Below are 12,774 nucleotides of genomic sequence, written 5' to 3'. Positions count from 1 at the left end.
GGCTGCCGTTTGACGAAAACGTTTTAGGGGTTAGTGCTGAAGCTTAGCGAGCTGCCGCAGCGACAGTCCGGTTAGCTTTGCGACCTGGTCACGCTCAAGCCCCTCTTCCAGCATCGCCCGGGCGATGCGTTTTGTCGCCGCTAGTTGCCCTTCATTTCTGCCTTCATTACGACCTTTCTGTCGGCCCTTGCGCAAACCTTTTTCTATCCCCGCCTTCATTCCCTGAAGCATCCCCTCTTTGCGACCTCGCTCTTCGAGAAAATGAGCAATATTTATCAGCGTCTCCTTATGCGGCTTGAGTGACGTCTTTTGCGCTAGCTTGCGTAAAAAAGCCACCGGATCGGCGGCGTTGCCCGCCTGAAGCATATAATTCAGCAACGTTTTAAACTGCCGACGGGTAGTGTATCCCGGGGACAATATTCTGACCAGTTGCTCTGAGATGTCCATCCTATCCCGCTGCCGAATATGCTTTTGCAACAGTTCCAGCATAGCGACCCGCCGGTGCTGTATCAGCTGGTCATCTGGGATCTCAGTCACGTCTATTAGCGGAAAGTTCTGGCTATAGAGCCGCTCGGCCACCTCTGGTAGAGAAAAACCGTCCAGCCAGCGCGTTGAGTGCGGGTAGGGACTGATTCTGCCGTGATAAAACAGCAGAGGAATAACCAGCGGCAGCTAATGATGGCCCCAACCCATTAACCTGCGCTCACCCTACCACCGCTCGCGCTCAACGCGTATTTTCGCTTGCGGTTTGCCGAGGCAGCTCGCAAACTGGACCATCCCATGATATATCCCTGCCACCATTAAGGAGAAGTTATGCGTCAAAGGACTATTGTCTGCCCGCTCATTCAACATGAGGGTCACTATCTGTTGTGCAAAATGGCCGACGATCGCGGGGTATTTCCCGGGCAGTGGGCGCTCTCCGGCGGCGGCGTCGAGCCCGGCGAACGCATCGAAGCGGCGCTGCGGCGGGAAATTCGCGAAGAGCTGGGCGAAAAACTGCAGCTAACCCACATCACACCATGGACCTTTAGCGATGACGTACGGGTTAAAACCTACGCCGATGGCCGTCAGGAAGAAATATATATGATTTATCTTATCTTCGACTGCGTCAGCGCCAATCGCGAAGTAACCATCAACGAGGAATTTCAGGACTACGCCTGGGTAAAAGCGGAAGATCTTCCCCACTATGATTTGAACGAGGCGACCCGGAAGACGCTCACCCTGAAAGGCCTACTCTGAACCCACAGTCAAAAAGCGCAGCCTGACCTTCAGCCCGCCCAGCGTTTCGCTACGCAGCAGCTGCGGATGGCTGCGATGCAGGCGTGCAATATCGCTGACCAGCGCCAGTCCGAGCCCGGCGCCGGGATTATCACCAACGTTTTCCAGACGGTGGAACGGCATGAGCGCCTGCTGGATCTGCGCATCATCGATTCCCGGCCCGCTGTCTTCAACATCCAGCAGCACCGCCTCCCCTTCACGATGCAGGCTGACCGTGACGATACCGCCCTGCGGCGTATAGCGGATCGCGTTATCCAACAGATTTGCGCACAGCTCGCTCAACAGCACGCCATCGCCGGCGATAGTCACCGTTGAGGGTTCCCCCTCATAGCCGAGATCGATAGCTTTGCTCCGCGCCTGCTGAAGACGGGAAAAGCAGCTGTTGTGGACGATCTCATACAGATCCACCGGCGGAAACGCGTGTTCTCCCTGCTCTTTACGTTTGATGGTAGCCAGCTGTAGCAGGCGTTCGGTAAGCAGAATCGTACTGTCCAGCGTGCCGCTCATCGCCTCCAGACTCTCTCGCCACAGCCGGGGATCGCCGCTCGCCAGCGCCACCGAAGCCTGGGTTTTCAGCACCGCCAGCGGCGTTTTTAACTGGTGAGAAGCATCGGCGCTAAACCGCTCCTGCCGGGAGATCATCGCCCGCAGCCGGTCGATATAGCGGTTAAAAGCAACAATCAATAAACGGGTTTCCGACCACGGCAGCAGTTCCGGCAGCGGCGTCAACAGGCCGGGTTCGCGCCGCACCATGAGCGCCGAAAGCCGACGCATCGGCCGCAGCACCCGACGCAGCAGCCAGCCGGTGAGCACCAGCGTCAACAGCACCAATAGCCCCTGCGAGATCCACGATGAAAACAGCAGCTGTCCCGCCAGCCAGCGCCGCGACTGCAGCGTTTCGGCGATATAGATTTCCGCCATTCCCACAACGCCGCCTTCGTTAACCGGCTGCAGCAGCCGCGCCACGCGGATGGCCTGACCGCGATACTCGGTATGATAAAACCACGCCAGCGCCGGATAGAGCTCGGTACGAGAGGTTGAGGGCGGCATCGATGGCAGATCGTCAAAACCGGAAATCACCCGCTTACCGGGATCGAGCACCTTATAGTACAGGCGATCGTTCATATTCAGCTCGAAGCTATCGAGCACCACCCAGGGGACATTCACCTCCAGTCTGCCGCCGCGTACCACCAGGCGTTCCGCCACCGTGCGGGCGGAGGAGAGCAGCGTACGATCGTAAGCCTGGGTCGCCGCCTGCAGAGCGCTGACGTAGCTATTGAATGCCGACAGCCCCCACAGTAACACCAGCGGCAGGCCAAGAAACAGCAGCAGCTGAGCGAATAACGACTGCGGCTTACCCCACCTCATCGGCGAGCTCCAGCACGTAACCCAGGCCGCGCAGGGTCACAATTCGCACGTTGCTCTCCTGAAGTTTCTTCCGCAGACGATGGATATATAGCTCGATGCTTTCCGGGCTGACGTCATCGTTAAGGCTGAAAACCTGTTCAAACAGCTGCTGGCGCGACACCGGACGCGTGCGGCGAAACATCAGCACCGTCAGCAACGCCTGCTCGCGCGGGGTCAACGATAGCGTCTGTCCGCGCAGTAAAAAATAGCCTTCATCGCGATATTCCAGAGAGCCGATCTGCTGAATCTCATGCACCTGGCCTTCGCTACGCCGCAGCAGTGCGCGCAGCCTGGCGTCCAGCTCTTCAAGTTCAAACGGTTTTGGTAAATAGTCATCGGCACCGACGTTGAGCCCTTTTACCCGATCCGCCACCGCGCTGCGTGCGGTCAGCAGTAAAACGGGAAGGGTTTGTCCGCGCTTTCGCAGACGCTGCACGACTTCCAGGCCGTCGAAGCCCGGCATGCCGATATCCAGTACCGCCAGCGCGTATTTTTCGCTTTGCAGCAGATGATCGGCCGCCCGGCCATCAAATACGCAGTCCACGGCAAACCCGCCCTGTACCAGCGCTTTCTCCAGCCAGTGAGCCAGCTCACGGTTATCTTCTGCCAGTAAGAGACGCATATCACATCCTGTAAAGTTGCTGCCGCATTGAAAGGGAAATGAAAGGTAATTGTTTTAACAATCACGCAACCGAATAGCCACAAGCCGGTTCACATAATCAAAAAAACGTCCCCTGTATCTGACTGAGGAAGCCTATGAATATCCCGTTCCTTCGCCCTCTTAGCGCTATCGCATTATGCCTTTTTACCGCCTCTGCCTGGGCCGCCGAAGCGCCTTCCCGTACCGAATGTATCGCGCCCGCCAAGCCCGGCGGCGGCTTCGATCTCACCTGTAAGCTGATTCAGGTGAGCCTGATGGAAACCGGCGCCATCCAAAAACCGATGCGCGTCACCTATATGCCCGGCGGCGTAGGCGCAGTGGCCTATAACGCTATCGTCGCCCAGCGCCCCGGAGAACCCGGCACCGTTGTCGCCTTCTCCGGCGGCTCGCTGCTCAACCTGGCGCAGGGCAAGTTTGGCCGCTACGGCGTGGATGATGTCCGCTGGCTGGCCAGCGTCGGCACCGATTACGGCATGATTGCCGTCCGCGCCGACTCGCCGTGGAAAGATCTGCCGTCGTTTATGGCGGCAATGGAAAAAAATCCCGCCAGTATCGTCATCGGCGCCGGCGCCTCAATCGGCAGCCAGGACTGGATGAAAGCGGCGCTGCTGGCGCAGAAAGCAAACGTCGATCCGCACAAAATGCGCTACGTAGCGTTTGAGGGCGGTGGCGAACCGGTCACCGCGCTGCTGGGTAATCACGTGCAGGCAGTATCCGGCGATCTCAGCGAAATGGTGCCTTATCTCCAGGGCAATAAAATCCGCGTGCTGGCGGTCTTCGCTAACGAAAGGCTGCCCGGCGCGCTCGCCGATGTCCCTACCGCCAAAGAGCAGGGCTATGACCTGGTGTGGCCGATTATTCGCGGTTTCTTCGTCGGCCCGAAAGTCAGCGATGCCGATTATCAGTGGTGGGTGGCGGAGTTTACTCGACTGCAGCAGACCGACGCGTTTAAAAAACAGCGCGAGCTGCGCGGCCTGTTTGAATTCAATTTGAACGGGAAAGAGCTGGACGCCTACGTCAAAGAGCAGGTGGAAGAGTATCGCCTGCAGGCGAAATCTTTTGGCCTTGCCAAATAACCCACGGAGGCTGCGATGAGCGATCGTATTTTTGCCGGAATATGGCTGCTGCTCTGCGTAGGGGGGATGTTTATCGCCTGGCAAATCCACAGCGAATACGCCTATGAACCCGTCGGCCCGCGCCCCTTTCCGGTCGGCATTATCGGCCTGATGCTGCTGTGCTCCGTTTTGCTGCTACTGCGGCGGCCCGACGCAATCTCCTGGCCCGGGCGTCTGGTTTTACAACGGCTGTTGACGATGGTCGTGGCATTGGCGGTTTATGCGTGGGGTTTTGAATGGCTGGGGTTTCCTCTGGCCACCGCGCTGCTGACCGCTGTTTTTGGCCTGCTGTTTGGCGCCACCCTGCCCGCTGCTGGGGTAGCAGGCGTCGCGATGGGCATCGCGCTGTGGTACGTCTTTGACGCCCTGCTTGATGTCACCCTGCCGCTCGGCGTCTGGTTAAGTTAACGGAGAAGGTTATGGATATCTGGATTTATCTGTCGCAGGGCTTCGCTGTCGCCATGACGCCGGGCAACCTGACGATCGCGCTGATCGGCTGCTTCGTCGGCACCATCGTCGGACTCCTGCCGGGTCTCGGCCCGATTAACGGCGTGGCGATCCTGTTGCCGCTGGCCTTTGCCCTGCACCTGCCCGCAGAATCGGCGTTAATTCTGCTGGCTACGGTCTATATTGGATGTGAATACGGCGGGCGTATTTCGTCGATCCTGCTCAACGTGCCCGGCGATGCCGCCGCCATTATGACCGCCATCGACGGTTACCCGATGGCGCAGCAGGGACGCGGCGGCGTGGCGCTGTCGATCTCTGCCGTGAGCTCCTTTGTGGGTTCAACGATCGCTATCGGCGGGATCATCCTGTTCGCGCCGGTGCTGGCGCAGTGGTCGCTGGCGTTCGGTCCGGCGGAATATTTCGCCCTGATGATTTTTGCCATCGCCTGCCTCGGCAGCATGATGGCGCAAAATCCGCTGAAATCGTTTCTCGCCGCGTTAATCGGGTTGGGGCTGGCGACGGTGGGCGTTGATGCCAATACCGGGGTGTACCGTTTCACTTTCGATAGCGTTCATCTTTCCGACGGCGTGCAGTTTATCGTGGTGGTGATTGGGCTCTTTTCGGTTTCGGAGATTTTGCTGATGCTGGAGAGCACCAGCAGCGGACAGAGGCTGGTACGGAAAACCGGGCGCATGCTGTTTAACGCCAAAGAGGCGGGCCAGTGCGTGGGCGCGACGCTGCGTTCATCGGTGGTGGGCTTTTTTGTCGGTATTCTGCCGGGCGCGGGGGCGACCATTGCCAGCGCCATCACCTATATGACCGAGAAAAAGCTCAGCGGTAACAGCGATACCTTCGGTAAGGGCGATATTCGCGGCGTGGCGGCGCCGGAGGCGGCAAATAACGCCTCCGCCTGCGGATCGTTCATTCCGATGCTTACCCTCGGCGTCCCCGGCTCCGGAACTACCGCGGTGATGATGGGCGCCCTGACCCTCTACAATATCACTCCGGGTCCGGCGATGTTTACCGAGCAGCCGGATATCGTCTGGGGATTAATTGCCGCGCTGCTGATCGCCAACGTGATGCTGCTGATTATGAACATTCCGCTGATCGGTCTGTTCACCCGCATGCTGACGATCCCGCTGTGGTTTCTGGCCCCGGCCATCGCCGCCGTGTCCGCGGTCGGCGTCTACGCGGTACACAGCACCACTTTCGACCTGCTGTTGATGGTTGGGCTGGGCGTGCTGGGCTACATTATGCGTAAGATGCACTTCCCGATGTCGCCGTTGATCTTAGGGTTTGTGCTGGGCGAGATGCTGGAGCAAAACCTGCGCCGCGCGCTGTCCATCAGTAACGGCAACGTGGGAATTTTGTGGCAAAGCGGCGTAACTAAAACGCTCCTGGTGTTAGCCATCGCGGTGCTTGTTGTCCCTCCGCTGCTGCGTTACTGGCGCAAACGTCAGCTTAACACGCAGGGCGACCTGCCCTCTTCCTGATGCGCAACGAAACTGGCGGTCGCTCAGCGCCGCCAGTCTCGGTATACGTTGAATTTTCACCGCACCTGCCTGATAGTTATGGTTTTAACTTTCTGGTGATCCGTTATGACCGTCGCAGCATCCCGCTCGGGGTTAACATTCGCAGCGCTGGCGCTGGCCCTGATTCTTATTTATACCGGTATCAGCGCAGGGGAAAAGCTTACCTGGCTGATGGAAGTGACGCCGGTGATTATCATCGTTCCGCTTTTGCTGGCCACGCGCTCTCGCTATCCGCTGACGACGCTGCTTTATGTGCTGATTTTCTTCCATGCCATCATTTTGATGGTCGGCGGTATGTACACCTACGCGAAAGTGCCCATCGGCTTTGATGTCCAGGCGTGGCTGGGTTTGAGTCGTAATCCCTACGACAAGCTGGGGCACTTTTTCCAGGGGCTGGTGCCGGCCCTGGCGGCGCGGGAGATTCTGCTGCGCGGCGGCTACGTTCACGGGCGTAAAATGCTCGCTTTCGTGGTCTGCTGCATTGCGCTGGCGATTAGCGCCGTCTACGAGCTGATCGAATGGTGGGCGGCGCTGGCGCTGGGACAGGGGGCGGATGATTTTCTCGGCACCCAGGGCGATCCCTGGGATACTCAGTCCGACATGTTCTGCGCCCTGCTTGGCGCGCTGACCACCGTTTTTGCGCTGGGCCGCTGGCATACGAAGCAGCTACTGCACGTCCAGCGCATCTGAGGCGGAGCTCTACTGCTGGTTGACCCAGTCACGTAACGCCCGGCGGGAAATTTTAATTCCGCCGGTTTTCAGCGATTCAGGCAGCCGTAACCAGCGCACAGGCTGCTGAAAGCGCGCCAGCTTATCGGCGCACCAGTCAGCCAGCACGGATGGGTCGCCATGATCGCGACACTCTACTACCGCCACCGGCCGCTGGCCAAACTCCGCATCATCCTGCGGCACGATAAAAACTTGCTCAATCAACGGGTGTGTGCCGATAACCCGCTCGACTTCCTCCGGCTGAATGCCTTCTCCGCCGCTAAAAAAAAGATTATCCATTCTCCCGAGGATAGTCAGCCTGCCGTTGTCAAGCCGACCCCGATCGCGGGTGGCGAACCAGCCATCGGCGTTGGTGAGCGGTATCGTTTGGCCGCCTCGCCAGTAGCCTGCGGCCATGCTGTCCGATCGAAGCCACACTTCGCCATCCACGATGCGCAATTCGCGCCCCGGCAGCGGCAGCCCGACATCCGCCAGGCCATCCGCTTCCTTGGCGCATACCGTGGAGGCAAACTCGGTCAGTCCGTAGCCGCACCAGCAGCGGATACCGCGCCTGCGCGCCTGTTCGGTTAGCGCCACCGGGATGGCCGCGCCGCCGAGCAAAACCGCTTTTAACGACACCTCGTCATCGCCGCTCAGCAGCCGCCAGAGCTGGGTTGGCACCAGGGAGGCGTGAGTACAGCCGCGTAGCGCCAGCACCAGCGGCTGTTTGTCGCGCACCGTCAGGCCTGCGCCGGCAACCAGCCAGCGCCAGAGAATCCCCTGGCCGGAAACGTGAAACAGCGGCAGCGACAGCAGCCAGTCGTCCTGCGGCGCAAAGGGTATCAACGCCAGTACCCCTTCAGCGCTGGCAATATGGGCGCGAAAAGCGTGTACCGCCGCTTTCGGTAGCCCCGTCGACCCCGAGGTCAGCGTCATGGAAGCCATACGATCTTCTCGCCAGTCAGCCGCGCGCTCGCCGTCGACAGGGTACAGAGTCAGTGGATTAAGCGTTACCGGAAGATCGCCGCCGTTCAGCACCAGCGCGTGGCGCAGGTCCAGGGTCGGCAGCAGTTCAGCCAGCAGTGGCCCGGGCAGTTGCGGATTCAGCGGCAACACGCGCGCACCGCACTGCAGGAGCGCCAGCCATGCCAGCAAAACATCGGGCTGGTTGTCAGCCCGCAGCAGTACGCCATCACCATCGCGAACGCCCTGGGCGTGCAGTCCTGCCGCCAGCGCATCGATTTGCGCGCACAGTTCCCGCCAGCTTAGCTGCCGCTCGTTCAGGCGCAGAGCATGCGCCTCCCCTCGCTGCTGGCGCCAGTGGCGCCAGGGCCAGTCGCTAAAGGTCACAGCAGCGGCTCCAGTTCATCGACGGTCAGACACGGCAGCTCGCTTTCCGGCCAGCAGCGAACCAGCTGGCCGCGCATGAGGCTCAGGGTATCCAGACCGGGAATGGTATTCGGCGTCAGCCAGGCGGCAATTCGCGCCAGCTGCGTCAGGCCAAGGCTGGACTCAATGGCTGAACTGATAACCGCCGTCAGCCCCAGCGCATGAGCCTGCGCGACCTGCTGCTGGACCTTTTGCAGACTGCCGGTCAACGTCGGTTTAATCACCACCGCGTGCAGACCCGGCTCGGCAGCAAACGTAAAGTCCGCTTCGCGCAGGCTCTCATCCCAGGCGATAGCGATGCCCGTTTGTTGGGCAAACGCGCGTGAATCATCGCGGTTTTTGCAGGGTTCTTCGAGAAAGGCGATACGGGTGCGATAGTGCGGGCTCACGTATTTAGCGAACTGCTGCGCCTTCAGCGGCGTCCAGGCGCGGTTAGCGTCGAGACGCAGCGTCAGATCGGGAATCGCTTCCAGCAGCAGATTGACCACCATGCCATCGCGCACCGCCTCATACAGGCCGACCTTGACCTTGGCGACCTTCTCGCCGGGCATCTGCGAAAGCCTGGCGAACAGTTCGTCCGGATCGCCGGAACAGAGCGGCGCGGCGCGATAATCCGCCGCCAGCGGCAGCTCACCGCCCAGCTCCGCCAGTGCGCAGCTTATCCCGAAGGCGGCTGAAGGCGGCGTCGGCAACGCGCCATCCTGGCCTTCGCGCCAGGCGTTCGCCCATGCCAGCAGCGCTGCCTGCGCCTCATCCAGCGTTTCCAGACTGAATCCAGGCAGGGGAGAAATCTCCCCCCAGCCTTCGCGCTCGCCATCGCGCAGCTGCAGAAGCAAGCCATCGCGGGTTTTTAACCGCCGTTCACGCAGCACCACTCCCGCGTCCATCGGTAGCTGCCAGCGGTAGACCTGCGCCTGCCGCATTACGGATTCCGTTTAAATTTGCTGAAGTCCGGCTGGCGCTTCTGGTTGAAAGCGTTGCGTCCCTCCTGACCCTCTTCGGTCATGTAAAACAGCATGGTGGCATTGCCCGCCAGCTCCTGCAGTCCCGCCTGACCATCGCAGTCGGCGTTCAGCGCGGCCTTCAGGCAGCGCAGCGCCATCGGACTGTTCTGCAGCATTTCACGGCACCAGCGCACGGTCTCTTTTTCCAGATCCGCCAGCGGCACGACGGTATTGACCAGCCCCATATCCAGCGCCTGCTGCGCGTCGTACTGGCGGCACAGGAACCAGATCTCACGGGCTTTTTTCTGCCCGACAATGCGCGCCATATAGGAGGCGCCCCAGCCGCCGTCAAAAGAACCAACTTTCGGGCCGGTCTGACCGAAGATTGCGTTTTCCGCGGCGATGGTCAGATCGCACATCATATGCAGAACGTGGCCGCCGCCAATGGAGTACCCCGCCACCATCGCCACTACCGGTTTCGGACAGGTGCGGATCTGGCGCTGAAAATCGAGTACGTTGAGATGATGAACGCCGGAGTCATCCTGATAGCCGCCGTAGTCGCCGCGGACTTTTTGATCGCCGCCGGCGCAAAAAGCTTTATCGCCTTCACCGGTCAGGACGATCACGCCGATATTGTCGTCATAGCGGGCATCCGAGAGCGCCTGAATCATCTCTTTGACGGTCAGCGGACGAAACGCGTTACGTACCTGCGGGCGGTTGATGGTTATTTTGGCAATCCCGTCCGCCGATTTGTGGTAGCGAATATCGCTGTAGCCTTCGGAGCAGTCCTGCCATTCAATCGGAGCGTAAAGCATTGCTTCATCAAGAGAGATCATAAAGTGTCCTTCGGTTAACTCGCTAAAAACTGCGCCAGACAAGCCACGACTGCATCGGGGTTTTCCCGATGCGCGTTGTGTCCGGCATGATTAATCACGTGCGTGATGGCGGATAGATCATCGGCGAGGGCGCGAAACTTGCCGTCGCGTTCGCCGCAAAGGTAATGGAATGGGAAATCGCGCGCCCGTAATGCCTCGCGCAGATCGGGCTGTTCAGCCAGTGAGCAGGCCTGCAGCATCGCGGCTAACGCCCTGCCGTTGTTGCAGCTGCGTAGCGCAACCAGCGCCGCACGCTGCGCTGCGTCCAGGGAGGCGAAGACCGGCTGCTGATACCAGTCGGCAAAGACCTGCGTAAGCGGCTCTCGGCGAAAGCGTTCAGCCCAGGCGGCATCGCTGCGCCGGCGCTGCGCACGCTGATCATCGTCCGCCAGACCCGGATGCCCTCCCTCTACGACCAGCCCGCAGAGCCCCTCATGCGACTGGCTGGCATAATACATCGCCACCCGTCCGCCGAGGGAGTACCCCACCAGCCAGTACTTATGTATGTTGTAACTAATTAACGTATTCTTAATCAGCTCGCTGACATCCGTAAAACGGTTAACTGCCCTATCCGCCGAGCCGCCGTGGCCCGGCAGGTCAATATAGAGACGCGGATACGCGTCGAACGCCAGCCCCACCGCCCGCCATTCGAGGCTATCGCCGGCAAAACCATGCAAGAAGACCAGCCAGGGATAGCCCGGCAGCCCGCGTTCCGCATGCGCGTGCGCGTGCAGAATCATAGCTGACTCACCTGCGCAAGCAACTGCTGGAGAGTTTGCGTACCGTCGGTTTCATTAACCACCAGCTCGATCAGCGTTGCGCCGGGCGCTCGCCAGGCAACGTCCAGCGCGCGCTCCAGCTCACTCCAGTCCGCGGGGCAATGATAAGTCAGATCGAACATCGCCGCCGCGTGCGCAAAATGGATATTCTGCGGCATCAGATAGAACTGGCTGCGCTGCTCCTGCGGCGTTGGCAGCAGGGAGAAAATCTGCCCGCCGTTATTGTTGACGACAATCAGCACCAGCGGCGCGGAGGCCTGACGCAGCAGCGCCAGCGAATTGAGGTCGTAAAGCGCCGAGAGATCGCCGACGATGGCCAGGGTCGGACGCGCGCTGGCGCGCTGCACGCCGGCCGTCGTCGCCAGCAGACCATCTATTCCGCTGGCCCCGCGATTGCTGTAGACCGGGTAGCCTGCGGGAAGCTGCGACAGGGCGTCAATTAAGCGCACCACCAGACTGTTGCCGACAAACAGCTGGCCCTGATCCGGCAGGTAGCGACGGATTCGCTGCGCCAGCTGGGCCTCGCCGAAATCCTCGCTGCTGGCGACAGCCGCCTGCCATGCCTGGCGTGAAAGCGCAGGAATGACGGTAGCCCACGGCTGCCGCTTTTCCGCCGGATGCTGTTCAAGCCAGCGGTCGATGGCGCACACCAGTCGGCGACCACGATGTTGGGCGGGATCCAGACGACCCGGCAGGTTGTCGATCAGCCAGTACTCTTCAGGTTCGCAGGTGGCCTGCCACTGCAAAACGCGTTTGCTGGTCAGGCTGCTGCCCAGCTGAACGATAATTTGCGCCTGCGCCAGTTCGCTAACCGCTTGACCGTTACCGAGCCACAGATCGGCGCAGGGGAGCGGCTGCCCGGTTTGCGAAAGGACATCGCCAATCAGCGGCCAGCCGAGCGTTTTCGCCCATTCGGCAACCTTCAGGCCCTCTTCCGCGCTCATTCGTCCGGCAACCACGACGCCGCGTTTTTGCCGCCAGAAAAACCAGTCGCGCTGCTTTTCGCTTTCCAGATGCAGATTGTGACTCAGCCAGGGCTTGTCGCTCTGCCACCAGTCGCCGAGCTGCTGCTGCCACGCGACCCCGGTGTCGTCCATATCGCCGTACAGCGGTTCGGCAAAAGGACAGTTAATATGAATGCCGCCGCAGTGCAGCGCGCCGAGCGCCTGGTCGAGGGTCGAGACCAGCCAGCGGGCGGAGATATCCTGCGACGGGCGCGGCAGGGCCAGGGTCTGCGACGGATGCGAAGCAAACATGCCCGGTTGACGAATGGCCTGGTTCGCACCGCAGTCGATGAGCTCCGGCGGCCGGTCGGCGGTCAGTAAAATGAGTTTTTCGCCGGTCAGACCCGCTTCTATCAGCGCAGGATAGAGGTTGGCCGTGGCGGTGCCGGAAGTGACAATCACCGCCACCGGCTGGCCGCTGGCTTTTGCCAGCCCTAACGCCAGATGGCCAAGGCCGCGTTCATCAAAGTGGGTATGGTAAATAAACGCGCGGTTTTCCGCCGCAGCCAGGGTCAAAGGGGTCGAGCGCGATCCGGGCGCAATGCAGATATGCTGCACGCCGTGGCGCGTTAAAGCTTCGAGGATCACCGCCGCCCAGCGTCGGTTAAATGCGCTTACTGACATGAATTTGTCCG

At 60.4% G+C, this 12,774-nt stretch carries 12 protein-coding genes and 1 pseudogene; 5 read left to right on the top strand and 8 right to left on the bottom strand.

The window, feature by feature from the left end; translation table 11 throughout:
- Positions 1–30 precede the first annotated feature (30 nt).
- Positions 31–702: pseudogene (locus ABLV11_RS25680) on the bottom strand (Rpn family recombination-promoting nuclease/putative transposase); the annotation flags it as partial.
- A gap of 111 nt (positions 703–813) precedes the next feature.
- On the opposite strand from ABLV11_RS25680, the gene nudI reads away from it, so the two are divergent.
- Positions 814–1,239 carry a nucleoside triphosphatase NudI gene (gene nudI, locus ABLV11_RS25675; protein ID WP_004104021.1) on the top strand — a complete coding sequence of 142 codons (426 nt, stop codon included), beginning with the start codon at positions 814–816 and terminating at the stop codon, positions 1,237–1,239.
- Here nudI and ABLV11_RS25670 read toward each other — a convergent pair.
- Both ABLV11_RS25670 and tctD read right to left on the bottom strand, forming a co-directional pair.
- Positions 1,231–2,646: a sensor histidine kinase gene (locus ABLV11_RS25670; RefSeq protein WP_004104022.1), complete on the bottom strand. Its 1,416-nt coding sequence runs from the start codon at positions 2,644–2,646 to the stop codon at positions 1,231–1,233. The two genes, nudI and ABLV11_RS25670, sit on opposite strands and share 9 nt — an antisense overlap.
- Entirely contained in the window at positions 2,633–3,307 is a 675-nt protein-coding gene (gene tctD / locus ABLV11_RS25665) for a transcriptional regulator TctD (RefSeq protein WP_016809054.1), read from the bottom strand. The genes ABLV11_RS25670 and tctD overlap by 14 nt, the downstream gene beginning before the upstream one ends.
- Before the next feature lie 134 nt (positions 3,308–3,441).
- Here tctD and ABLV11_RS25660 point away from each other — a divergent pair, with 134 nt between their 5' ends.
- From ABLV11_RS25660 to ABLV11_RS25645, 4 genes are all read left to right on the top strand, one after another.
- Positions 3,442–4,422 carry a tripartite tricarboxylate transporter substrate binding protein gene (locus ABLV11_RS25660; RefSeq protein ID WP_004104027.1) on the top strand — a complete coding sequence of 327 codons (981 nt, stop codon included), beginning with the start codon at positions 3,442–3,444 and terminating at the stop codon, positions 4,420–4,422.
- A gap of 15 nt (positions 4,423–4,437) precedes the next feature.
- A complete protein-coding gene (locus tag ABLV11_RS25655; RefSeq protein WP_016808363.1) occupies positions 4,438–4,869 on the top strand; it encodes a tripartite tricarboxylate transporter TctB family protein in 432 nt (143 codons plus the stop codon).
- Positions 4,870–4,880: 11 nt separating this feature from the next.
- Positions 4,881–6,401 (top strand): tripartite tricarboxylate transporter permease, encoded by a 1,521-nt coding sequence (locus tag ABLV11_RS25650; protein WP_004114208.1) that lies wholly within the window; start codon positions 4,881–4,883, stop codon positions 6,399–6,401.
- A 105-nt stretch (positions 6,402–6,506) separates the two neighbouring features.
- Positions 6,507–7,130 carry a DUF2238 domain-containing protein gene (locus ABLV11_RS25645; RefSeq protein WP_016808364.1) on the top strand — a complete coding sequence of 208 codons (624 nt, stop codon included), beginning with the start codon at positions 6,507–6,509 and terminating at the stop codon, positions 7,128–7,130.
- 9 nt (positions 7,131–7,139) lie between these two features.
- Here ABLV11_RS25645 and menE read toward each other — a convergent pair whose 3' ends face one another.
- From menE to menD, 5 genes are read right to left on the bottom strand one after another with little or no spacing between them, the layout of a single operon-like run.
- Positions 7,140–8,498: an o-succinylbenzoate--CoA ligase gene (menE, locus tag ABLV11_RS25640; protein WP_348855985.1), complete on the bottom strand. Its 1,359-nt coding sequence runs from the start codon at positions 8,496–8,498 to the stop codon at positions 7,140–7,142.
- A complete protein-coding gene (gene menC / locus ABLV11_RS25635) occupies positions 8,495–9,460 on the bottom strand; it encodes an o-succinylbenzoate synthase (RefSeq protein ID WP_348855983.1) in 966 nt (321 codons plus the stop codon). The genes menE and menC overlap by 4 nt, the downstream gene beginning before the upstream one ends.
- Positions 9,460–10,317: a 1,4-dihydroxy-2-naphthoyl-CoA synthase gene (menB, locus tag ABLV11_RS25630; protein WP_004104035.1), complete on the bottom strand. Its 858-nt coding sequence runs from the start codon at positions 10,315–10,317 to the stop codon at positions 9,460–9,462. The genes menC and menB overlap by 1 nt, the downstream gene beginning before the upstream one ends.
- Before the next feature lie 14 nt (positions 10,318–10,331).
- Positions 10,332–11,096, bottom strand: a complete 765-nt coding sequence (gene menH, locus ABLV11_RS25625) for a 2-succinyl-6-hydroxy-2,4-cyclohexadiene-1-carboxylate synthase (RefSeq protein WP_348855982.1) — start codon at positions 11,094–11,096, stop codon at positions 10,332–10,334.
- Positions 11,093–12,763 carry a 2-succinyl-5-enolpyruvyl-6-hydroxy-3-cyclohexene-1-carboxylic-acid synthase gene (menD, locus tag ABLV11_RS25620; protein ID WP_004104038.1) on the bottom strand — a complete coding sequence of 557 codons (1,671 nt, stop codon included), beginning with the start codon at positions 12,761–12,763 and terminating at the stop codon, positions 11,093–11,095. Before menD ends, menH begins: the two co-directional genes overlap by 4 nt.
- Positions 12,764–12,774 lie beyond the last annotated feature (11 nt).

The sequence above is a fragment of the Klebsiella sp. GW_Kp181 genome, from assembly GCF_040062315.1.
Classification (GTDB): Bacteria; Pseudomonadota; Gammaproteobacteria; order Enterobacterales; family Enterobacteriaceae; genus Klebsiella; species Klebsiella oxytoca.
The sequence above is the reverse complement of the archived record's forward strand: the minus strand, read 5'-3'. Positions and strand labels throughout refer to the sequence as shown.